The following is a 21,367-nucleotide window of genomic DNA, read 5'->3' as shown; positions in this document are numbered from 1 at the left end:
CGGTTTACGCGATATTCACTTCGGCCTGTGCTCGACGGTCACGCGACTAGTTAGTGTTTAACTCATGAGAGTTTCTGTCATCGGCTGTGGCTATCTCGGTGCTGTGCATGCAGCCGCGATGGCAGACCTGGGCCATGACGTCATTGCTGTTGACGTTGATGCTGAGAAGATCGCAACACTCCGGGCTGGGCTACCTCCGTTCTTTGAACCAGGCCTTCCCGAGATCCTTTCCACCTCGTTAGCCTCAGGACGACTGAATTTCACCACGGAAATGGCTGATGTTGCAGGGGCCACCGTGCATTTTATTGCTGTCGGCACACCTCAAAGTGATGCTAGTGGCGCAGCAGATCTCCGCTTCGTCGATGCAGCTCTCGATGCGCTCATTCCTCACCTCGGCCCCCAGGACATTGTTGTCGGTAAGAGCACTGTTCCAGTGGGAACCGCTGAGCGGTTAGCAGAACGGTTACTGACTGCAGGCTCCACCGCCACGCTGGTATGGAACCCAGAGTTCTTGCGTGAAGGCTTTGCGGTGAAGGATACCCTCGCGCCTGATCGTCTCGTCTTTGGGGTCGCCCAGGGCACAGGCCATGATGCTGCCCTCAGAGCGTTGCATGAGGTCTATGCCACCGCGATTGCCGGCGGAGTTCCTGTTGTGGAGACAGACCTGGCCACCGCTGAGCTCGTGAAGACGGCGGCGAATGCCTTCTTGGCCACCAAGATTAGTTTCATTAACGCGATGAGCGAGATTGCAGAAGCTACCGGAGCGAACGTGACCGAGCTGGCAGATGCCATCGGATATGACACTCGTATTGGACGTCGATTCCTCAACGCCGGTGTGGGCTTTGGTGGGGGATGTTTGCCTAAGGATATTCGGGCCTTCTCTGCCCGTGCTGAGGAACTTGGTCTGGGAGATTCCGTTGCGTTCCTGGGTGAAGTGGACGCCATCAACCTGCGCCAGCGTCAACGGGTAATTGAGCGGGTGCTCACTGAGGGTGGCGGTGCTGAAACCGGTCTGACGGTTGCTGTTTTGGGGCTCGCCTTCAAGCCACACTCGGATGATGTTCGTGATTCCCCCGCCTTAGACGTTGCCCTCGGCCTTGTGGCAGCAGGAGCAACAGTTGTTGCATATGACCCTGAAGCCATGGGGGCAGCGCAGAAGCGTTTCCCTGAGCTGGTCGTTGCGAAGAACGTAGATCAGGCACTCCTCGGCGCAGACATTGCAGTATTGGTGACCGAGTGGCCTGAGTTTGTTGAACTCGATCCACGCCGCGTCGGAGATCTCATGACACACAAGCGCATCGTGGATGCCCGAAACGTGTTGAACCCTGCGCAGTGGCGAGCAGAGGGCTTCCACTACAGCAGCCTGGGTCGCCCCTAAGCCTTGAGGAACAGGTCGTTCAGGGTCACCGGTTGTAATTTCCGTTCCTGAATCAATTCAGTGATGTAATCAAAACACTGTGTTACCGCGGGGAAGTTGGCATGGCCAATCACGATTCGTTGTTCGCCAATCCATTTGTGTGCAAATTCTCGGAGCTGCTCTGGCGTAATTTGACCAGCGTCGGACAATGATCCGTGCCACATCACGGGGGTGGTGTATCCCAGGCGGGCAGCGATGCTGTCCACGCGAGCATCATGATTTCCAAACGGGGGACGGAAGTAGGGGGTTCCATCCACGCCATAGGTCTTGAACAAGAAGTCATGCGTCTTTCCGAGCTCATCCGTCACGCCGCCGTCACTGGTTTTGAGCAGGGATGGGTGTGACCACGTGTGATTGGCCAACTGAACTTGGCCGCTCTCTACCAGCGGCCGCAAAGCAGAGGCATTATCTGCCCAGGAAGGATATTGACCAGTGACAAAGAAAGTCATGCGCATGCCCGTTCGCTTGCAAAAACGCGTGTATTCACGGACGACCTCACTAGAAATGCCGTCGTCGACCGTGAGCGCGAATGTTCCGGGAAATTCTGGAATGGCGTTAATTGTGCCGTAGGGAACCGGGATTTTGGTGATGGAGGGAGCATCAAATACGAAGGGTTGACCTGTGGGATAGACGGTGTCGTCACGGGCCATCTTGGGAAGCGGGGAACCCTGTGTTCCAAAGCCCGCAGCATTCTTATCTTCGATAAGCCTGGGCACCAGAAAGCCTGCCGCAGTCGCGGTGGCCGCCGTGATGACGCCGGCAGCAAGAAGCTCTAGGAAAGTCCGTCTTTCCATGTCTGTCACCCCTTACCGGCCACGCTTTGTGGACAGTGTAACCGGTGAAGCTTTACTGTTTGCGAACTTTGGCTTTCACCTGTGTGAGCAATTCAGCGATTTCTGCAGAGCGCAGCAACCACAGCGTGCCGAGGTAAATACTGCCCAAAATCCCGGCGTAAATAATGCTTTCGAGGATAACGAGGAAGAGTTCATCCGTATCGAAATAGGCGGCGCTCAGTTGCAGCATGAGATAGCCAGCAACCACGGTGGGAACCACGGCAATGGCATATTTCAGGTGACTGACAAAGACGCGCTTACCCTCAATCCCACCGATCTTGCGACGTAAAAAGATCAATCCCACGGTGACCTGAATAATGGTCGCAATTGTGAACGAGAGTGCCAACATGGCAGCGATGAGGTTGACGGGGGAGAAGGCGAGGACCAGCAGAGAACCAGCTACAAACACGGTGATCTGGAGCACCGTGAAGAAGAAGGGCGTGCGAGTGTCGTTGAACGCGAAGTAGGTTCGCTGAATCACGAACAACATGCCATACGGTGTCAGGCTCAAGATATACATCATGATGACTACCGCTAGTGCAGCAATATCGGCAGGCTTCGCGCCATCCATCAGAACAAGAGCGATAAAGGGCGCGGTGACAAAGATGATGGCAGCAGAGCCGGTCATCACCAGGCCTATGACGCGTAATGCAGCAGAGACATCCTGGCGCATATCCTCTGGTCTGTCATTGCGGGCATGCTCGGCTAACCGAGTGAAGTACGCAGTGCCTATGGAGAAAGCCAAGATCGAATACGGCAACATAAAAATGAGCCAGGCATATTGCAGGGCAGCAACCGAGGCTCCCTGGCCAGAGGCAGTGCTGGCCACGTTCGTGGTGACGATCCCGCCCAACTGCATCACAATCACGGTGGCCAGCGACCAGCCCGCGATTTTGCCCAAAGCGCTAAATCCAACTCCGCGCCAGACAAAGTCAGGGCGGTAACGAATGCCTGCCTTGCGCCAGGCAACAGAGAGAATAACCGCCTGAATGATGACGCCTAACGTGGCACTACCGGCCAGAAGAGCAATTTGTGCGGGCTCCCAGTCATTGACGCCGCGGTTACCATCAGGGTCTGCACCAAAGACGACAATGTAGATCACAAGTCCGGTGATGGCAACAATGTTGTTGAGCACCGGCGCCCAGGAGGAAGGGCCGAAGACCTTCTTGGCATTGAGAACTTCACCCAAAATGTTGAATAGGCCATAGAAGAAAATCTGGGGCAAACACCAGTAGGCAAAGCCGACTGCCAAGGCTAGTTGCTCTGGCGACCACGCCATGGCATACAGGCGAACCAGCAGTGGCGCGCAGGCCATCGCGATACCTGTGATGACCAGCAAAAACACCATCGCGATGGTGACGAGTTTGTTTACATACGCACTGCCGCCATCGTGCCCAGCCATCGCTTGCACGATTTGAGGTACCAGTACAGCGCTGAGCACGCCGCCGATGAGCACCATATAGACGCTGTTGGGGAGCATGTTTCCGACTGCAAAAGAGTCAGCACCGACGGAGGCGGTCACACCAATCGCGGTGGCCAACACCATCGCTTTGACAAAGCCCAGAACACGAGACGCCGTCGTTCCAGCCGCCATCAGGGTGCTTGCGCGGGCAATCGTGGAAGAGGCCATGAGAGGTTTCCTTCCACTGCCGGGGGCTCCAAGTTAAGCCACACTCCGTGCTCTAAGCTTAGTTCGATGACTCTTCCAGTGCGCTTCGCGACCGACGCAGAGATTGCCAATTGGGACAATCTGGTTGTGGCGAACCCTGATGGGGGAGCGATGTATCAGGCGGAAAGCTTCGCTATTGCGAAAGCTTTGGGCGGCTGGACTCCTCGCCACCTCATCTTCAATGAGGCCAATACTGCCGATGCTCCGCTGGTTGCCGCACTGTTCATTGAACGCAAGATCCCCGGCTTCGGCCTCCTCTGGTATTCCCCCACGGGCCCTGGTTTTGGCTCTGCCCAGCAGCTTGGAGCGATTGTTCCCGCTCTGAAATCGTTCGCCCACGAGCAGGGAGTATTCCTGGTCAAGCTCGAGTCAGAACTTCCTGATAACGATCAGGCGCGAAAGACCCTCGCCTCTGCAGGCCTCGTCAAGGTTGATAACGTCCAGCCCATTTCCTCGACCGTCATGCTCGATCTGACGCCAGATATCGACACCATCTTGGCCGAGATGCCGCAGAAAGGTCGTTATGCCATTCGCCGCGCTGCACGTGACGGTGTTACGGTGCAGGAAGTCCCTCTTTCTGAGGAGAATATGCGCCGGATGTATAGCTTGCTCGGTGTCACCGGTGATGACGCCGGTTTCATGATTCGCACCTACGAGTACTACGTGTCTTTCTGGAACGAATACGCCAACCGCGACCAGGGCAAGATGTTCTTCGCCTACGTCGACGGCGACGTTGTGGCCGGCGCTTACACCGGCTGGATGGGCACCAAGGCCTGGTACAAAGATGGTGCGTCGATCCGGGATCGCAAGGCGTATGGCGCCAGCCATGCACTGCAGTGGCACATTATTGAATGGCACAAAGCGCGCGGACAAGCTTCCAGTTACGACATGATGGGCTGCCCACCTTCTGATCAGCTCAAAGATCCCTCACACCATCTGCACGGTATTGGCATGTTCAAGACCAGTCTGAGTCCCACGGTGATTGATCGCACGGGAACCTATGACCTGGTGATTAAACCCTCAGCCGTGAACCGCTGGAACACGTTTGGCTACCGCATTGCCGGCAAGCTCAACCGCATGTTCCGCAAAGAGGTCTATTTCTAACTATCCCGAGCTGTCAGTGTGATGAGTGTGGCCTCAGGCGGGCACGCAAAGCGCACGGGAGCATAGATGGACGTTCCCAGGCCTGCAGAGACGTTGAGAGCCGCGGAGTGACCGCCGTGGTGCCACGTACTCAAACCCTTGACCTGGTCGCGAGGGATATCGCAATTGGTTACCAATGCACCGTAGCCAGGAACACAGACCTGACCGCCATGTGTGTGGCCGGCAAAGATCACTTCCGCACCCAACGAGACGAACTCGTTGAGGATGCGTTGGTATGGGGCATGGGCAACACCAATAGTGAGTTCTGGTGTGCTGTCTTCGATGATGTCCTCTGACTGCAGCGCTTCGAGGGAGCGTTCCATTCGCGACAGAGAGTCAAACGAGCGATGGGGGTCATCCACGCCCATGAAATCGAGACGGCGACCACCCAAGGTGACCGAAGCTGCCGAGTTGTTGAGGTTAGCCCAGCCCAAATTCTCGGTGAAGAAGTCCATCAGGGACGCGGTGTCCAAGCGGGTGGCAACGGACTTGGCTTTCGAAGGCCCCGCAAAGTAGGTAAAGGGGTTCTTGAATTCCGGCGCGAAATAGTCATTGGAGCCGTTGACAAACACTCCAGGAATTCCCTGGAATGCGGACAGGGTCTGCCGTAAAGCGGGAAGGGCATTGACGTGGCCGAGGTTATCCCCGGTGTTCACGATGAGGTCCGGGGCAAGCTCCGCGAGCGAGGTGACCCACTCCATCTTTGCCTTTTGCCACGGAGCAAGGTGAAGATCAGAAATGTGCAGGATTCGAAGCGGGGTGGCTCCTGGTTCCAGCACCTTCGTTTCTACATTGCGCAGAGTGAAGGCATTGCGTTCAACCAACATCCCCCAGGCCAGGGTTCCGACAGCAACCAGCCCGATGCCCAGGAGGACATCGCGGCCGAAAGCTGAAGAATTCCCCATTACTTCTGGACAGTGATTGTGATAACTGTGTTGGGCTTGATGTATCCGCCCACCGGTGTTTGAGCAGTTACCAACCGAGTACCAACCGGTTGCGGGTTGGGTTGCCCAGGACAAGGTGTCTTGGATGGGGTTGGAGTTGGAGTTGGAGCAGGGTTGGGGTTTGGGTTGGGATCCACAACATCACACTGTGCAGAAGGGATAGGGGTTTCTACAGTGGGGCCAACCGTCCAACCTGCCGACGTAAGGGCGCTCCTTGCCTTGGTTTCATCCAAGCCAACAACGTTAGGAGGACCAGCAACAAGTGATTGGTTGGAGAAGTAGACCTTCACTTCGCCACCTACTGCAGTGGGTTCACCCTGGGCAGGCTCAGACTTTGCAACAGTGTCCTTCGGAAGTTCCGAATCCATCTCCCCACCGTCTTCAAAGGTGAGTCCAACGCTTTCGATTAGTGCTTTCGCCTGTTCCTTGGTTAGGCCGTTGATAGCAGGAACGGTGACTGACTTGCCCTTGACCAGGTTGGCGTCAGGTGCTCCGAAAGGGTCACCACCAAACTGTGCATTGGCCAGGGTCATGATGTCCCGGAAGATATCTTGCTTCGTGTTGTACTGACGGCCACCCGTGAAATCAACACTGGAGAGCGCAACGTGACCCGTGACGTTACCTAGCCAGACCACGGTGGCGACCTTGGTGGTCGAGCCAATGATCCAGTTCTGTTCGGCGTTATCAGAGGTACCTGTCTTTGCAATCCAGGGCACACCATCGTTCGGGTTGGCACGAGCTGCGGTACCACCAGCGGAGTGAACGTTCTCCATGGCGTATGCCGCGGTGCGAGCAATAGCTGGAGTCACGGACTGTGTGCACTTGGACTTAGGGGGAGAGATCTTCTTTCCCTTGTAGTCCGTGATTTCATCAATGGCGATGGCGGTACAGGTCTTACCGTCGTTAGCAATACCTGCCGTGGCAACGGCCATAGTCAACGGAGCAATTTCCTCGGTACCAATGATGGTTGCAGGGTTGGACTTGAGAGTGCCGTAGTCAGCACGGTGGACTCCGAACGCTTCGGCATCCTTGCGAATGTTGCACAGGTCCATCTTCGAGGCCATCGTGACGAAGTTGAGGTTGTAGGAGTTCTTCAACGCGTTCATCACAGAGGTGGTCGAGTCGAAGGCGCCTGCATAGTTCACGGGGCGCCAGTTCGGGCCGCCGGTGGGTTCACAGCTGTTCTTGAACTCGGACATCTTCCAGTCCTTGACTTTGCCCGAAACAACTTCGTTGAGGCCGTGACCTTGCTTGAGCCATTCAATCATGGTGAAGATCTTGTAGGTAGAGCCCACGGGGAACCCGGTAGAGCTTCCATACTTGCTGTCGGTGTTGTAGTTGACCGACGTGTAGTTCGCACCGGAGGCCACAACTTCAGGATCTGAGGAGTAATCCTTGCTTTGAGCCATGGCCAGAACACGCCCGGTTCCAACTTGGACCGAGACGGCAGAACCCGCGATGTCACCTTCGGGCACGATACGTGGAACACGTTCGTTGATGGCGGTTTCTGTGACAGCCTGCAGCTCAGTGTCCAGGGTGGTCATGATCTTCCAGCCACCACGCTGGAAGGCGGTCCAACGCTCGTCTTCGGTCGCACCGAAGGCAGGGTCGTTTTTGATAATCCAGGTGACGTAGTCACAGAAGAACGCAGCCCCACCAGCAGTCTGGCAACCGGTGCTCGACGGAGTAATCACGGGTGTGACAGGTTCAGCTACTGCGGCGTTGTATTCCTTCTGAGTGATCTTGCCCTCTGCCAGCATGCGGCCGAGAACATAGTCACGGCGCTCTTGGTTGAGTTCAACGTTCTCAGGAATATCGATACGTAAGTTGTTGGGGTTGTTCACGGTAGCAAGCAGACTGGCGGCCTGGGGAAGAGTCAGGTCTTTTGCCTTCACGCCGAAGTAGTACTGCGACGCTGCTTCAATGCCATAGACGCGTCCACCGAAGGAGGCAATGTTGAGGTAACCGTTGAGAATCTCATCCTTGGAGTACTTGGATTCGATGCTGACGGCCAGCTTCATCTCTTTGAGTTTGCGCTCGATGCTGGTTTGGGTTGCAGCATAGTAAGCCTCTTTGCGAGCCTCGGGGTCTGCAATGTCCTCTGCACGCATCACCAGGATGTTTTTGACATACTGCTGGCTGATGGACGAACCACCCTGGACGTCACCGCCGGTGGCATTGGAAATGATCGCGCGGGCAGTACCAATCAGGTCAATACCACCGTGCTGATAGAAACGCGGGTCCTCAGTTGCGATAGCGGCGTCGACAACGTAAGGAGAAATCTGCTCGAGGGGAACCGTAATACGGTTTTGTGCATAGAACGACGCCAGAAGGACTTCCGTGCCATCTTGAGTCTTGGCATACATGCTGGACTTTTCAGCAAGATCGTTGATCTTGAGGTAGTCAGGCAGCTCATCGAAGACACCCAGTGCACTGTTTGTTGTCACTCCCGTGACGGCAATTGCAGGGGTAACGGCAGCGGCGATCAGGACGGCTGCAACGGCACTCATGCCGATAAATGCGAGCAGTCCCCCGACCACGCCTGACTTCGAAGGCTTTGTGGCAAACATAGACTCTAGGGTATCCGGAATTACTGAGAAATTACCGAATGGAGAACCATGGCCGACACAAAGTGGGAGTACATCACCACCCCGCTGCTTATTCACAACACCACCGCTATTTTGAATACCTGGGGTTCAGAGGGCTGGGAACTTGTGCAGATCGTGACCGGCCCCGAAGGTGGACTTGTCGCTTACCTCAAACGTCCCCTCGCGTAAAAGCCTCTAAGTTAAGGAAAACTCATGTCGAACATTGACGCACGTCTGGCCGAACTCGGTATCGATATCCCCGATCTCGTGCCCCCCGTAGCCGCCTATACCCCCGCTGTGATCCACGGCGACCTCGTCTTCACATCTGGTCAGTTGCCCATGGTCTCCGGTGCGCTTCCTGCCACCGGCAAGGTGGGTGAAGGTCACGGCCTCATCCCCGCATCCGATGCCAAGGACTACGCCCGCATCTGCGCGCTCAACGCGCTCGCTGCAGTGAAGAGTGTTCTCGGAGACCTCAATCGCGTTACTCGCGTAGTGAAGGTTGTTGGTTTCGTCGCGAGCGATCCCGGTTTCTCCGGTCAGCCTGGAGTGATCAATGGTGCCTCCGAGGTCCTGGGTGACATCTTCGGCGACGCAGGTGTTCACGCCCGCTCGGCTGTGGGCGTCGCTGTGCTTCCCCTGGATGCACCGGTTGAAGTAGAAATCACCGTTTCCTTCAGGTAGTCCTGACGCAACGCAAGAACCCCGGGTCCTTTCGGCCCGGGGTTCTTGCGTTCATGCTTCGATTTAGTGAACCTGTGCACTGATGATGCTGAGCACGCCCGTGTCGGTCAGGGTTGTGGTGTCGCCTATTTCGCGGCCCTCGGCGACGTCTTGGAGAAGTCGGCGCATGATTTTGCCAGAGCGCGTCTTGGGCAGCTCTTCCACGATGTAGACCTTGGAGGGGCGAGCAATCGCACCAATCTGGTCGGCGACATGCTTGCGCAAGAGGGCGCTGGCTTCTGCCGGGGTCTGGTCGTCCACGTGGCTCTTCTTCAGAATCACGAAGGCAACCACTGCTTGTCCCGTGGTTTCATCCGCGGCACCAACCACTGCAGCTTCCGCCACAATCTGGTTACCCACGAGAGCAGACTCGATCTCGGCAGTAGACAGGCGGTGACCAGAGACGTTCATCACATCGTCGACGCGTCCCAGTAGCCAAATGTCACCATCGCGGTCATACCGGGCGCCGTCACCGGCGAAGTACTTGTCTCCGAACTTTTCCCAGTAGGTTTCCTGGAATCGTGCAGGGTCACCCCAGATGCCACGGAGCATGGCAGGCCATGGCTCTGAGATCACCAGCAGGCCACCAGAGTTCTTTCCCTGAGAGACACCCTTTTCATCCACAATGTCGATGACTACTCCAGGAATGGGGACCTGAGCGGAACCCGGCTTGAGGGTGGTGACGCCCGGAAGGGCAGCAATCATGATTGCCCCGGTTTCGGTCTGCCACCAGGTGTCCACGATTGGGGCTTTGCCACCGCCGATGATGTCGTGGTACCAAATCCAGGCCTCAGGGTTGATGGGTTCGCCCACAGAGCCGAGTAGTCGAATGCTGGAAAGGTCGAACTTTCCAGGGATCTCTCGACCGAGTTTCATGAAGGAGCGGATGGCCGTGGGAGCGGTGTAGAGAATGGTGACCTTGTACTTCTCAATGATTTCCCACCAGCGACCAGGATGTGGTGCATCGGGAGTTCCCTCATAGACAACCTGCGTCGCACCATTGGCAAGGGGGCCATACACAACGTAGGAGTGTCCCGTGATCCAGCCCACATCAGCGGTGCACCAGTAGACATCGGTCTCGGGGTGAAGGTCAAACACATTCTTATGCGTGAAGGCTGCCTGTGTGAGGTACCCGCCGGTAGTGTGCAAAATGCCCTTAGGCTTTCCGGTCGTGCCCGAGGTGTACAGAATGAACAAGGGGTGCTCAGAGGGGAAGGGCTGCGCTACATGCTCAGCATCTACTCCGGCTTGTGCTTCGTCCCACCACAGGTCCCGACCCGCAGTCCATTCGACCTCGTTTTCGCCACGCTTGACCACGAGCACATTCGTGACGGTGCTTCCGCCACCGTGTGCGTCCAGTGCGGCATCAACAGTTGGTTTGAGTGGGAATACTTTCCCCTTGCGCCATCCGCCGTCTGCGGTGATCACGAGTTTGGCCTGAGCGTCATCAATACGGCTGCGCAGCGAGTCGGAGCTGAAGCCACCGAAGACAACGGTGTGCACTGCGCCGATGCGTGCGGAGGCCAACATGGCAATGACGGCTTCGGGAATCATGGGCATGTAAATGGCAATGCGGTCACCGGCATTTACGCCCAGTGAAAGAAATACATTTGCTACACGCTTAACTTCTGCTGTCAATTCGCTGTATGTGTATACACGTTGGTCTCCGGGCTCACCCTCGCCGTAGAGAGCAACACGGTCTCCGTGACCGGCAATTACATGACGATCGAGACAGTTGTAAGCCACGTTGAGTTCGCCATCGTCAAACCACTTGGCGACGGGAGCATCGCTCCAGTCCAGCACGCGGGTAAAGGGCTTGTGCCAGTGCAGGAGCTGTTTTGCCTGTGAATCCCAGAAACCTAAGCGGTCTGCAGCGGAGTCGGTATACAAATCGGCAGTGCCGATTGCCTGAGCAATGAATTCGTCGCGGGGAGGGAAGCGACGATCTTCATGCATCAAGTTGTCAATATTGTTGCTCATCTCGAGCACCTCACTTCATCGGGCGGTGACTATTGAACTATTGAAAGTCTGTACTGAGAGTAGTACTTAATAGGCACTTTGTATACAAAGTGAGAATTTAGACTCGGGGTACAAGATATTTCAGGGATTTATGCCTTACACTCGAATAGTTCAGAGCTTCGTATCTGACTGGTGGCGCCGCCGATTCCCCCAATCTGGCGCCACGAAGGCGGCACCGTTCCCCCCAACTGGTGTCGCCTTCCTCTGTTAAGGTGCGTGGTGGCGCATTCTGAAAGTTGTCCCCACAGCTCAAAAAGGGGTACAAAAGGGCCGCAGGGTAGGGAAAAATTCCTGAAAAGTTGCCCCTTTTGCCTAGCGTGTGCCCATGCGAGAGCGAATTGAAGAGTTGGTGGCAGACCCCGCCGTCACCGATATTTTGCTGTCGGCATCCACAGGGATCTGGTGTGATCGAGGGCGTGGGCTAGAACAGGAACCAGTGCTGCACTGCTCGGAAAGCCTTGTTCGAGAACTTGCCAGCGAATTGATTGGCTTAGGCGGGCGTCATCTCGATCTTGCACATCCTTATATGGATGTCCGCCTCACCGGTGGAATTCGTGTCCACGCAGTTCTTTCCCCGGTGGCCAGTTCGGGGACCGTTCTCTCCATCCGCATTTCACGGCGGCATCTCGTGACCTGGGAATCTCTTCGAGAATCGCAGATGCTCACACAGGTGCAGGCACGTCGGTTGAAGGCAGCAGTTGAACAGAAGCAGACACTGCTCATCACCGGTGCGTCCGGCGCAGGGAAAACGTCTCTGTTATCTGTGCTTCTCTCGCATGTGCCATCACATGAGCGCATTGTCGTTCTCGAGGATGTGGCCGAACTTCAGATTTCTCACCCCCACGTGGTTTGTCTGGAAGCCCAGCAACCCAACATTGAGGGGGTCGGCGGTGTCTCAGTCGAGATGCTGGTACCTCAAGCTCTACGCATGCGTGCCGATCGACTGGTGCTGGGCGAATGTCGAGGAGGAGAAATCGCACCGCTGCTGGCGGCGCTGAATACCGGACACCGCGGTGGGGGCATGACGCTGCACGCAAATTCTTTGGACGAGATACCTGCGCGTCTGGGACTGTTGGGTTTCATGGCGGGGATGAATGCAGAACTTGTGAATGCCGCGGTGCAAGGGGCGTGCGATCTTGTCGTACATATTGAACGGAGTGAGGATGGTTCCCGTCGTATTCAACTGGGTGAATTCACTCAAGAACAAGGTCAGCTCGTGGTTGCCTCGCTCACGGACTGCGGATAGAAGTGAACTCAGCACAGTGGCCGCCCAGGCTCGCATGCTGGCAGTCTTGTTGGAGGCAGGACTGAATTCGGCAGACGCCGTGAGCTACACGACGGGGTATACCGGGCTTACACTTCACGACGCAGTTCGGGCAAGCCCACATGCCTTTCTGGTGACGATCTGGAATCTTGTGAAACAAACGGGAGCGCCCCCAGCCCAGCTGTTGAAAACCTGCGCAGAGGCATTAGACGCCGCGGCAGAGAATGCCCGTATTGCTCGGGTGCACCTGGCCGGGCCTCAGGCTGCAACTCGTGTCGTGATGACTTTGCCTCTGGTAGCAGTTTTCGCGGCTGTTGTCACCGGGTACAGCCCGGTGACATTCCTGCTGTTGAACCCTCTGGGGTGGGTGATGGTGCTTTTCGCAGCGGGAATGGTGTGGCTTGCGTCGAGATGGTCTGCACGCATGGTTCGGGGCGCTCAGCAGTGGGAATGGGCGCGGGGGATGCCCGCAGAAGTGATGGCACTGTTACTCCGGGCAGGATGTTCGCTGGCACAAGCCCGGGACGCTGCAGGAGAGATTTCTAGCGAATACTCCACTACCTCGATCCACGCTCAGAATGAGCTTCGGCAGTGTGACGAGTACATTTCATTGGCGCGGGCCACAGGAGTCTCGTTATATTCCCTGCTTCGAAGCGTCGCACAGCACGAACGAAGTGCTGCCAGAGATCAAGCGCACGAGCGCACGGAAAAGCTCTCTGTGTCCCTCATGCTTCCGCTGGGCCTGTGCATTCTGCCGGCGTTCATCGCAGTCGGTGTTGTTCCGATTGTGGTGGGCATCATCTCCTCCACAGTGCTGGCCACGAGCTAGTTCTGCACCTCTTATACAGAGGTGCGGTTCTAGGTCGTAACCAGGGGGTGAACTGGTGTTCGGAAAGGACCACACATGAATACACGCTCACTCCTCACACGACTTTGTCGAGATGACACCGGAGCTGCCACGGCGGAATATGCCATCGCCACGATGGCGGCTGTGGGATTCGCCGGATTGCTCGTTGCGATTCTCAAAGGTGATGAAGTCAAACAGATCCTGTTAGATATGGTGCGCCGTGCTCTCACGTTCGGAGGGTAGCGTCACGGCTGAGTTGGCCATGGTGCTCCCGGCCATCATGGTGGTGGTGAGTTTCGTACTCCAAGCCCTTGTTGCTGTGGGTCTCCAGCTCTCCAATGCGTCTCTGGCGAGACAGGCTGTGCGGGATCTCTCTCGCGGCACAGACTTTTCGGTGGTAGAAAATTTTCTTGCTCAGGCAAATTCTTCAGCTCACGCAAGCGAGGTGCGCCAGGGAGAAATTGTTTGTGTTCATATTTCTCAAGAATTAGGTCCTGGTCCTCTTGCCCTCGTGATCCCTGAAGTGAGAGTTAAAGAATGTGCCCAGAATGCGCAGTGATGACGGCTCGGGTGCTGCAGGAACCTTGATTCTGGTTGGTGGCGTGCTCGCCCTGAGCTCAGTATTTTTCAGTGCAGCTGCCGTATTTATCGAATTGGACCGTGCACAATCGCTCACCGACACCGCAGCTCTGGAAGCGGCCGATGCAGCTTCCGGCCGCATCGCGGGATACCCCTGCGATCGGGTGGAAAGACTCGCCAAGAAAAATAACTATTCACTCCATTCCTGCACCATCTCCCATCTCATTTCTCGAGTGACCCTCGGGGTCACCGTGCTGGGAATTGAGGTAGAAATCCGAGCCAAGGCAGGACCCCAAAATTTGCGTCGATGATTGACGAACACGATTTGCCGTGTATCTTGACCTCTTGGGAACACCACATATTCGGAGGAATGCTTGTCCAGCACTAAAAAGCTCGTCATCGTAGAGTCACCAGCAAAAGCCAAAACTATTGGCAAGTATCTGGGCGAAGACTATGAGGTACTCGCTTCTGTCGGTCACATCCGTGACTTGCCGAAGCCCAGCGAGCTGCCTGTGGACATGAAGAAAGGTCCGTTCGGCAAGTTTGCCGTCAACGTTGAAGATAACTTCGAGCCCTATTACGTGGTCAGTGAAAACAGTAAGAAAACTGTTGCGGAACTGAAGAAGGCCCTCAAAGATGCCGATGAGCTGTACCTCGCAACGGATGAGGACCGCGAAGGTGAAGCGATCTCGTGGCACTTGCTCCAAGTGCTCAAGCCCAAAGTTCCTGTCCACCGCATGGTGTTCCACGAAATCACCAAAGAAGCAATTCAAGCAGCGCAAGCAAACACGCGTGAGCTTGATACAGCCCTGGTAGACGCCCAGGAAACCCGTCGTATCCTCGACCGTCTCTATGGTTGGGAAATGTCGGACGTGATGCGTCGCCGCGTGGGGCCTGGAACCTCTGCTGGTCGTGTACAGACCGTCGCGTTGCGTTTGGTCGTTGACCGTGAACGTGAACGCATGGCGTTTACGTCGGCCAACTACTGGGATCTCCTGGCAAACCTCGGAACATCTGCAGAAGCCACCACCCAGTTCGAAGCGAAGCTCGTTCGTATCGACGGCCAGGCCATTGCGTCCGGTAAAGACTTTGACGACAACGGTCAGCTCACCAGCAAAGCATCGCTTCTCAGCGAAGCTGCGGCTACGGCACTTGCTGCAGCACTTCGTGAGGCAAGCACCGAGATCGTGGTAGCCGGTTTAGAAACTAAGCCCTACACCCGTCGTCCCGCAGCCCCTTTCACTACATCGACTCTGCAGCAGGAAGCAGCCCGCAAGCTGAAGTTCTCTTCGAAGCAGACCATGAGCGTTGCACAAGGCCTGTATGAGAACGGGTACATCACCTACATGCGTACTGACTCGCCGTCCCTCTCCGGTCAGGCGATTGCTGCGGCTCGCACGCAGGCCACCGTTCTCTATGGTGCAGACCAGATTCCTGATGCACCCCGTCAATACTCGGGCAAGAGCAAGAATGCCCAAGAAGCGCACGAGGCTATCCGCCCCGCGGGTGAAACTTTCCAGACCCCTGCTGAATTGCAGAACGTCCTTCGTGGAAACGAATGGAAGCTATACGACCTCATCTGGAAGCGCACGGTCGCGTCCCAAATGGCAGACGCCAAAGGTCAAACGGCAACGGTCACCGTGAAGGCAACTCCAGCTACAGGCCAGATTGCAGAGTTCACCGCCAGCGGCACCGTCATCACCTACCGTGGATTCCTCAATGCCTACGAGGAGAGCACGGACGAAGAGCGCAATGCGCAGGATGCTCAGGCCGAAGCCAAGCTTCCCATCATGACCGAAGGCCAGGTGCTTGTGCTGGCTGATGTTGAAGCCAAAGGCCACGACACGACGCCTCCTCCCCGTTACACCGAAGCCACCCTGGTGAAGAAGCTCGAAGAGCTCGGCATTGGCCGCCCCTCGACCTACGCATCGATTCTGGGTCTGATTGTGGATCGCGGATATGTAACCCCCAAGGGTTCCGCTTTTGTCCCGGCCTGGGTCGCGTTCTCCATTGTTCGCCTCATGCAAGAGCACTACACCGACCTCGTCGACTACGCCTTCACCGCAGAGATGGAAGAAGACCTCGACAAGATTGCCGGCGGCGAGGGAACCGGTTCACAGTGGCTGAAGAAGTTCTACTTCGGCGAACCAGGACACCACGGTCTGCGCGAGATTCTGGACAACATTGGGGACATCGATCCTCGTGAACTCAACACCTTCCGCATTGGAGAAAACGGGGCAGCCATTCGTGTGGGCAAGTATGGCCCCTACATCGAGGTGACCGATCCTGCTACAGGTGAGGATGACAAGCCACGCATCGTGAACATTCCTCTGGAGATGGCTCCAGATGAGCTCACCCCAGCGAAGGTTCAGGAGCTCATCGATGCTCCTATCGTCACCGATCGTGTGCTCGGTGTGAACCCCGATAACGGCAAGACAGTCGTCTCCAAAGACGGCCGTTTCGGCCCCTATGTCACCGAGCTCGAGCCTGAACCCGAGGTCGCTCTCGATGAGGCAGAGATTGATCCCGCCACTGGCGAGGTTGTCGAGGTCAAGAAAAAGAAGCGCGTGGCCAAGGCAGTCGTTGTGAAGCCACGCACTGCCTCGCTGTTCAAGAGCATGGATCCCGGAACCGTGGATCTCGAAACTGCTCTGAAGCTGCTCAACCTTCCTCGTGAAGTGGGTGCAGATCCTGAATCTGGCGAGATGATTACCTCGCAGAATGGTCGCTACGGCGCCTATCTCAAGAAGGGTACCGACACCCGATCTCTCGAAAGCGAAGACCATATCTTCGGCATCGATCTTGCCGGAGCACTTGAACTTTTTGCACAGCCCAAATACGGTGCACGCAAAGCCGCAAGTGCAATCAAGGAATTCGACGCCGATCCTGAAAGCGGCAAGCCCATCAAGATCAAGGACGGCCGTTTCGGTCCCTATGTCACCGACGGAACAACCAACGCCACCATTCCCCGCGGTGAAGTTCCTGAAGAGATTGACTTTGATCGCGCGATAGAGCTCTTGGCTATCAAGCGCGCCAAGGGACCCGTCGTTCGTAAGAAGGCTCCCGCTAAGAAGCCTGCAGCGAAGAAGCCTGCAGCGAAGAAGGCTACCAAGAAGGTTGGCGACACCATTGTGGTGAAGAAAGCTGGTGCCAAGAAGGCAGCTACCACTCTGGGCAAGTCAGGTGTGTCGTCCAAGGCCAGCGCTGAGTAATGTCCGGTCTTTTCATCACCTTTGAGGGTGGAGATGGCTCGGGTAAGTCCACTCAAGCGAGCCTGCTCGCCGAGTGGCTCACGGAGCAGGGCCGCACTGTTGTGCGCACGCGCGAACCCGGTGGCACCGACGTAGGCCTCGAGGTACGCAACCTTGTGCTGCACCACCGCGGAGACATCGACCCCCGCGCAGAAGCACTGTTGTATGCCGCGGACCGAGCACATCACGTGGCCACGCTAGTGCGTCCCGCACTGGAGCGTGGCGAGGTTGTCATCCAAGACCGCTACTTCGATTCTTCGGTCGCCTATCAAGGGGCCGGCCGTGTGCTGAATGCAACAGAGGTTCGCGACCTCTCCCTGTGGGCTACGGATAGCCTGCTGCCGGACGTCACGGTACTGCTGGATCTTGACGAAACCGTGGCACGCACCCGTTTGGATGCTGCTGATAAGCCATTTGACCGTCTGGAAAACGAGAAGGCAGAGTTTCACGCCCGCGTGCGCGCAGGATTCCTTGCCCTTGCGGCAGCAGAGCCTCAGCGTTTTGTCGTGCTGGATGCCGCCTTGCCGATTGAGGAACTCGCTTCCGCGATTCGCACACGTGTGCAACAAGAACTTTCTTAGAGCATCTTCGAAGTTTCCTGTCAGTTCCTGCCGGTAACCTTGAGGCATGAGCGTGTGGGATGAACTCGTTGGCCAGCAGGAGGCCATTGATGTGTTCCGTGCTGCATCACAATCAGAACTTGCTTCTGCCACCACACATGACTCAGCAATGACCCACTCGTGGTTGATCACGGGCCCACCTGGCTCCGGTCGGTCCAACCTGGCGTATGCCTTCGCGGCATCGCTATTGTGTCGTGACGGGGGCTGTGGCGCGTGCTCGGATTGCACGCAGGTGGCCGCCCGCACGCACCCTGACCTCTCCACGCTCACCACCGAACGTGTGATCATCTCGATCGATGAGGTGCGTGCACTCGTGCAGAGCTCGCAGTATTCGCCTGCGGTCTCGCGCTATCGCGTGATTGTGATCGAAGATGCTGACCGTATGGCCGAGCGCACTTCCAATGTTCTCCTCAAAGCTCTTGAAGAACCTCCCGAGCGCACGGTGTGGATATTGTGTGCACCGAGTGAAGCCGATCTCATCCCCACCATTCGTTCTCGCGTTCGCTCTGTTCGCTTACGTGTCCCCAGTGTGAGTGCCGTGGCCGACCTCATTATGGCCCGAGATGGCGTTGATCCCGCCACTGCTGAACGTGCTGCCCGCCATGCCCAATCTCATATCGGCATGGCTCATCGCTTGGCAACAAATCCTGACGCAGCTGCCCGCAGAGAAGAAACCGTTCGACTTGTGTTGGGCATTATGACGGTGCGCGAGGCAGTTCTGGCTGCTGCGCGTCTGATTGAGATCGCCACCGATGATGCCAAGGCCATCACGGAGGAACGCGATGAGAAAGAGCTCGAACAACTTCGCCGGTCGATGGGTATCGCCGAAGGCGATGCTATTCCTTCCAACCTGCGCAGTCAGGTCAAAGGACTTGAGGAACAGCAGAAGCGCCGGGCAACCCGGAGCTTGCGTGATGGTTTAGACCGGATCCTCGTCGATTTACTCTCGGTCTATCGGGATGTTTTGCGCCTGCAGCTGGGGATGGGCGAAGATCTCATCAACGTGGAGTTCGGCACGGAACTTCATGCCGCAGCCCTGGCCAGAAGCAGCGAAGACACTCTCGCCACGATGGAGGCGATTGGTGTTGCACGTGAACGTATCGATGCCAACGTTGCACCAGCACTCGCGATGGAAGCGTTGTTGATCCGAGCATCCCGCTCTGACGTTGCGGCATGAATCGTTTCTCACTTCTCAGTCTTGGAGCGGGGGTTGTTGCCCTTGTGCTCAGTGGCTGTGCGGCACCCGTCGTTCCCCTTCCGTCCCAGTCCCCTGCAGCCGTTGCGGCTGATCTCCTTCCGTTTTATGAGCAGGAACTGGACTGGTCTGAGTGTGAGGACCAGATGCAGTGCGCCGAGGCGACGGCACCTTTGGACTGGGCTCATCCCACCGGGGAGACCATTTCGTTGGCAGTGGTTAAGCATGAGGCTTCGAGCAAGGACCGGTTAGGCTCATTGTTCGTGAACCCTGGAGGCCCTGGTGCCTCGGGGGTGAACTTTGTAGCTAACTCGCTCGATTACGCGGTTAGTGCAGATGTGAAAAAGAACTACGACGTGATTGGGTTTGATCCCCGCGGTGTCGGGGCATCGACTTCTGTGACCTGCTACACAGATCCCACTCAGATGGATCAGTTCCTCTTCGAATACACCCCGACGCCCCGAGAATCAGATGCATGGTTTGCCGAAGGTGAGCAGGCATCTGCCAATTACACAGCAGCATGCGTGGAGAATTCTGGGGATCTCCTCGCTCATGTCGACACCCTGAGCGCTGCGCATGATCTGGACATGCTTCGAGCAGTGGTGGGGGATTCGCGCCTGAACTACCTGGGCTATTCCTATGGCACGCTTCTGGGAGCGATCTATGCAGAAAATTTCCCTCTGAACGTGGGGCGCATGGTTCTCGATGGAGCACTCAATCCTGCCTCGACCAGTTCAGAGGTCATGCTGACGCAGGCAGTGGGCTTTGAGAAGGCCCTCACGGCGTATCTGACCGAGTGTGTGACCACAGACAGTTGCCCGTTTGAGGGAAGCGTCGACGAGAGTGTGCAGCGCATCTCAGAACTGCTCGCTCAACTGGATATTTCTCCCCTTGAAGCCACCGACGGTCGACTGCTCGGAGCAGACAGTATGGTCACGGCCATCATCAGCCCGCTCTATGACCGTCAGTCCTGGGATTACCTCTCTGACGTGTTCTCTGCCGTCTTGCAGGGAGATGCGGACCCTGCCTACACCTCCGTGGATTGGTATTACCAACGCTCAGCCACAGGTTCCTATAGCGATAACTCCACTGAAGCATTCATCGCCATCAATTGTCTGGACTATCCCGTCTCGGCAGATAAAGCTCTGTGGGCTGCAGATGCCGCCACCCTAAAGGAGCAAGCCCCTGTCATTGGTCCCTACCTCGCATGGGGAGATCAGCTGTGCTCACTGTGGCCCGCGGAAGCTGTTCTCGCCCCTGCCCAGGTGCATGCCCGGGGCTCCGCAGACATTCTGGTGGTGGGCACGACCGGCGACCCTGCAACTCCCTATCGATGGGCTCAGGAACTCGCCGCCCAGCTGGATAAAGGCCATCTCGTCACCTACACCGGCGAAGGTCACACGGCATATAACAAGTCCAACTCCTGCGTGAATGACGCAGTGGATGGCTTTCTATTGCGCGGGACTGTTCCCGCACGCGACCCTCAGTGTTAGCTGGTTGAACGCGCACTCAAACGCTGGACGCGTTCGGCAATGAGTGGGCTGTCCCCAAACGCGGCAACCAACGCGTGAGCAACAATTGCAGGGGATGTTTGTCGGGCAGCCGCATCATCGGCCAAGAGCTCGGTGGTGATGCGCGTAGCCTGCGCCATGCGTGAACTTGCAGAAAAACCGGGAGCAATGGCCATGGCCAGCACGCCTGCTGAACGAAGGAGGTCATGGCGTTGATCGATATGAGCTTGTTCGTGGGCTAAAGCGGCAACTCGGAGCTCGGGGGAAAGATTCTGAGCTAGGTCGCTGCTCATCATGATGATCTGGGCACTCGGCACGGCCATGAGGAGTGGCTGCGAAGACGGGAATAGGAGGACGTGGTGCCCATCGAGTTCTGTGCGCTCGCCGAGCGTGGAGACGGAAGCGAATTGTTCGGCGAGTTGACGGTTCTGTGAACGCAGCTCACTGACAGCTGCACCGCAGCGGAACACCACAATCCCTAGTGCCGCAACAGCAATCCACCCAAACACGTTTTCCAGAATGGGACCGATGATGCGTGCAGAATTGTCATCCGTCACGTATTGCGCGAGTGCACGAACTATGAGGGCGATCAACGCAGTCAGAAGGGACAGGGCGGCAATGCTGCGGGACAAGAACCACACCATGAGAACAAGTTGTGGTCTCGTGCTGACCAAGCGGGGGTTTGCGAGTATCCGGGGTGCGGTCAGGGAGATGACGGCATAGAGCGCAATCAACACAACGATTGTTCGAAGCTCCATGCGTTC

The 21,367-nt window shown here is 56.7% G+C and carries 19 protein-coding genes; 13 read left to right on the top strand and 6 right to left on the bottom strand.

From position 1 onward, the window contains the following. Positions 1–64 precede the first annotated feature (64 nt). Positions 65–1,378 carry a UDP-glucose dehydrogenase family protein gene (locus M2119_RS00630; RefSeq protein ID WP_280803048.1) on the top strand — a complete coding sequence of 438 codons (1,314 nt, stop codon included), beginning with the start codon at positions 65–67 and terminating at the stop codon, positions 1,376–1,378. On the opposite strand, the gene M2119_RS00625 is transcribed toward M2119_RS00630, so the two are convergent. Next, complete coding sequence (locus tag M2119_RS00625) at positions 1,375–2,211, bottom strand: polysaccharide deacetylase family protein (protein WP_280803047.1); 837 nt, start codon at positions 2,209–2,211, stop codon at positions 1,375–1,377. The two genes, M2119_RS00630 and M2119_RS00625, sit on opposite strands and share 4 nt — an antisense overlap. A 52-nt stretch (positions 2,212–2,263) precedes the next feature. Further along, positions 2,264–3,880 carry a murein biosynthesis integral membrane protein MurJ gene (gene murJ, locus M2119_RS00620; RefSeq protein WP_280803046.1) on the bottom strand — a complete coding sequence of 539 codons (1,617 nt, stop codon included), beginning with the start codon at positions 3,878–3,880 and terminating at the stop codon, positions 2,264–2,266. A 66-nt stretch (positions 3,881–3,946) separates the two neighbouring features. Here murJ and M2119_RS00615 point away from each other — a divergent pair, with 66 nt between their 5' ends. Beyond that, positions 3,947–5,023 (top strand): lipid II:glycine glycyltransferase FemX, encoded by a 1,077-nt coding sequence (locus tag M2119_RS00615; protein ID WP_280803045.1) that lies wholly within the window; start codon positions 3,947–3,949, stop codon positions 5,021–5,023. On the opposite strand, the gene M2119_RS00610 is transcribed toward M2119_RS00615, so the two are convergent. Further along, complete coding sequence (locus M2119_RS00610) at positions 5,020–5,967, bottom strand: metallophosphoesterase (RefSeq protein WP_280803044.1); 948 nt, start codon at positions 5,965–5,967, stop codon at positions 5,020–5,022. The genes M2119_RS00615 and M2119_RS00610 overlap by 4 nt on opposite strands. Beyond that, the gene (locus M2119_RS00605) at positions 5,967–8,576 is read right to left on the bottom strand and encodes a transglycosylase domain-containing protein (protein WP_280803043.1); all 2,610 of its coding nucleotides are present in this window, start codon (positions 8,574–8,576) and stop codon (positions 5,967–5,969) included. Before M2119_RS00605 ends, M2119_RS00610 begins: the two co-directional genes overlap by 1 nt. 48 nt (positions 8,577–8,624) lie before the next feature. Between M2119_RS00605 and M2119_RS00600 the strand changes: the two genes are divergently transcribed. Continuing rightward, a complete protein-coding gene (locus M2119_RS00600; protein WP_280803042.1) occupies positions 8,625–8,783 on the top strand; it encodes a hypothetical protein in 159 nt (52 codons plus the stop codon). Positions 8,784–8,807: 24 nt separating this feature from the next. Continuing rightward, positions 8,808–9,278 carry a RidA family protein gene (locus M2119_RS00595; protein WP_280803041.1) on the top strand — a complete coding sequence of 157 codons (471 nt, stop codon included), beginning with the start codon at positions 8,808–8,810 and terminating at the stop codon, positions 9,276–9,278. Between the two features lie 63 nt (positions 9,279–9,341). Here the strand turns inward: M2119_RS00595 and acs are convergent, their stop codons facing one another. Continuing rightward, entirely contained in the window at positions 9,342–11,297 is a 1,956-nt protein-coding gene (acs, locus tag M2119_RS00590) for an acetate--CoA ligase (RefSeq protein ID WP_280803040.1), read from the bottom strand. Between the two features lie 364 nt (positions 11,298–11,661). Here acs and M2119_RS00585 point away from each other — a divergent pair, with 364 nt between their 5' ends. From M2119_RS00585 to M2119_RS00545, 9 genes are all read left to right on the top strand, one after another. Further along, complete coding sequence (locus M2119_RS00585; RefSeq protein WP_280803039.1) at positions 11,662–12,582, top strand: CpaF family protein; 921 nt, start codon at positions 11,662–11,664, stop codon at positions 12,580–12,582. Beyond that, positions 12,500–13,429 carry a hypothetical protein gene (locus M2119_RS00580; RefSeq protein WP_280803038.1) on the top strand — a complete coding sequence of 310 codons (930 nt, stop codon included), beginning with the start codon at positions 12,500–12,502 and terminating at the stop codon, positions 13,427–13,429. The genes M2119_RS00585 and M2119_RS00580 overlap by 83 nt, the downstream gene beginning before the upstream one ends. Positions 13,430–13,504: 75 nt before the next feature. After that, complete coding sequence (locus tag M2119_RS00575) at positions 13,505–13,690, top strand: DUF4244 domain-containing protein (protein ID WP_280803037.1); 186 nt, start codon at positions 13,505–13,507, stop codon at positions 13,688–13,690. Further along, on the top strand, positions 13,668–14,006 hold the full coding sequence (locus tag M2119_RS00570) for a hypothetical protein (RefSeq protein ID WP_280803036.1): 339 nt from the start codon (positions 13,668–13,670) through the stop codon (positions 14,004–14,006). Before M2119_RS00575 ends, M2119_RS00570 begins: the two co-directional genes overlap by 23 nt. Beyond that, positions 13,996–14,337, top strand: coding sequence for an Rv3654c family TadE-like protein (locus M2119_RS00565; RefSeq protein WP_280803035.1), 342 nt, complete (start codon positions 13,996–13,998; stop codon positions 14,335–14,337). The genes M2119_RS00570 and M2119_RS00565 overlap by 11 nt, the downstream gene beginning before the upstream one ends. A 63-nt stretch (positions 14,338–14,400) precedes the next feature. Then, positions 14,401–17,238, top strand: a complete 2,838-nt coding sequence (gene topA, locus M2119_RS00560) for a type I DNA topoisomerase (protein ID WP_280803034.1) — start codon at positions 14,401–14,403, stop codon at positions 17,236–17,238. Continuing rightward, entirely contained in the window at positions 17,238–17,858 is a 621-nt protein-coding gene (tmk, locus tag M2119_RS00555) for a dTMP kinase (RefSeq protein ID WP_280803033.1), read from the top strand. Before topA ends, tmk begins: the two co-directional genes overlap by 1 nt. A gap of 46 nt (positions 17,859–17,904) precedes the next feature. Beyond that, a complete protein-coding gene (locus tag M2119_RS00550) occupies positions 17,905–19,074 on the top strand; it encodes a DNA polymerase III subunit delta' (protein ID WP_280803032.1) in 1,170 nt (389 codons plus the stop codon). After that, the gene (locus M2119_RS00545) at positions 19,071–20,585 is read left to right on the top strand and encodes an alpha/beta hydrolase (protein WP_280803031.1); all 1,515 of its coding nucleotides are present in this window, start codon (positions 19,071–19,073) and stop codon (positions 20,583–20,585) included. Before M2119_RS00550 ends, M2119_RS00545 begins: the two co-directional genes overlap by 4 nt. Here the strand turns inward: M2119_RS00545 and M2119_RS00540 are convergent. Next, on the bottom strand, positions 20,582–21,361 hold the full coding sequence (locus M2119_RS00540) for a M56 family metallopeptidase (protein WP_280803030.1): 780 nt from the start codon (positions 21,359–21,361) through the stop codon (positions 20,582–20,584). The genes M2119_RS00545 and M2119_RS00540 overlap by 4 nt on opposite strands. Positions 21,362–21,367 lie beyond the last annotated feature (6 nt).

It is taken from the genome of Aurantimicrobium minutum (assembly GCF_029894165.1).
GTDB classification, from domain to species: Bacteria; Actinomycetota; Actinomycetes; order Actinomycetales; family Microbacteriaceae; genus Aurantimicrobium; species Aurantimicrobium minutum_A.
The sequence above is the reverse complement of the archived record's forward strand: the minus strand, read 5'-3'. Positions and strand labels throughout refer to the sequence as shown.

What these genes read in the sequence shown, in the direction of transcription:
- M2119_RS00630 (WP_280803048.1), top strand. Translation starts at nt 65, where the DNA reads ATGAGAGTTTCTGTCATCGGCTGTGGCTATCTCGGTGCTGTGCATGCA.
- M2119_RS00625 (WP_280803047.1), bottom strand. Translation starts at nt 2,211, where the DNA reads ATGGAAAGACGGACTTTCCTAGAGCTTCTTGCTGCCGGCGTCATCACG.
- murJ (WP_280803046.1), bottom strand. Translation starts at nt 3,880, where the DNA reads ATGGCCTCTTCCACGATTGCCCGCGCAAGCACCCTGATGGCGGCTGGA.
- M2119_RS00615 (WP_280803045.1), top strand. Translation starts at nt 3,947, where the DNA reads ATGACTCTTCCAGTGCGCTTCGCGACCGACGCAGAGATTGCCAATTGG.
- M2119_RS00610 (WP_280803044.1), bottom strand. Translation starts at nt 5,967, where the DNA reads ATGGGGAATTCTTCAGCTTTCGGCCGCGATGTCCTCCTGGGCATCGGG.
- M2119_RS00605 (WP_280803043.1), bottom strand. Translation starts at nt 8,576, where the DNA reads ATGTTTGCCACAAAGCCTTCGAAGTCAGGCGTGGTCGGGGGACTGCTC.
- M2119_RS00600 (WP_280803042.1), top strand. Translation starts at nt 8,625, where the DNA reads ATGGCCGACACAAAGTGGGAGTACATCACCACCCCGCTGCTTATTCAC.
- M2119_RS00595 (WP_280803041.1), top strand. Translation starts at nt 8,808, where the DNA reads ATGTCGAACATTGACGCACGTCTGGCCGAACTCGGTATCGATATCCCC.
- acs (WP_280803040.1), bottom strand. Translation starts at nt 11,297, where the DNA reads ATGAGCAACAATATTGACAACTTGATGCATGAAGATCGTCGCTTCCCT.
- M2119_RS00585 (WP_280803039.1), top strand. Translation starts at nt 11,662, where the DNA reads ATGCGAGAGCGAATTGAAGAGTTGGTGGCAGACCCCGCCGTCACCGAT.
- M2119_RS00580 (WP_280803038.1), top strand. Translation starts at nt 12,500, where the DNA reads ATGGTTCCCGTCGTATTCAACTGGGTGAATTCACTCAAGAACAAGGTC.
- M2119_RS00575 (WP_280803037.1), top strand. Translation starts at nt 13,505, where the DNA reads ATGAATACACGCTCACTCCTCACACGACTTTGTCGAGATGACACCGGA.
- M2119_RS00565 (WP_280803035.1), top strand. Translation starts at nt 13,996, where the DNA reads ATGCGCAGTGATGACGGCTCGGGTGCTGCAGGAACCTTGATTCTGGTT.
- tmk (WP_280803033.1), top strand. Translation starts at nt 17,238, where the DNA reads ATGTCCGGTCTTTTCATCACCTTTGAGGGTGGAGATGGCTCGGGTAAG.
- M2119_RS00550 (WP_280803032.1), top strand. Translation starts at nt 17,905, where the DNA reads ATGAGCGTGTGGGATGAACTCGTTGGCCAGCAGGAGGCCATTGATGTG.
- M2119_RS00545 (WP_280803031.1), top strand. Translation starts at nt 19,071, where the DNA reads ATGAATCGTTTCTCACTTCTCAGTCTTGGAGCGGGGGTTGTTGCCCTT.
- M2119_RS00540 (WP_280803030.1), bottom strand. Translation starts at nt 21,361, where the DNA reads ATGGAGCTTCGAACAATCGTTGTGTTGATTGCGCTCTATGCCGTCATC.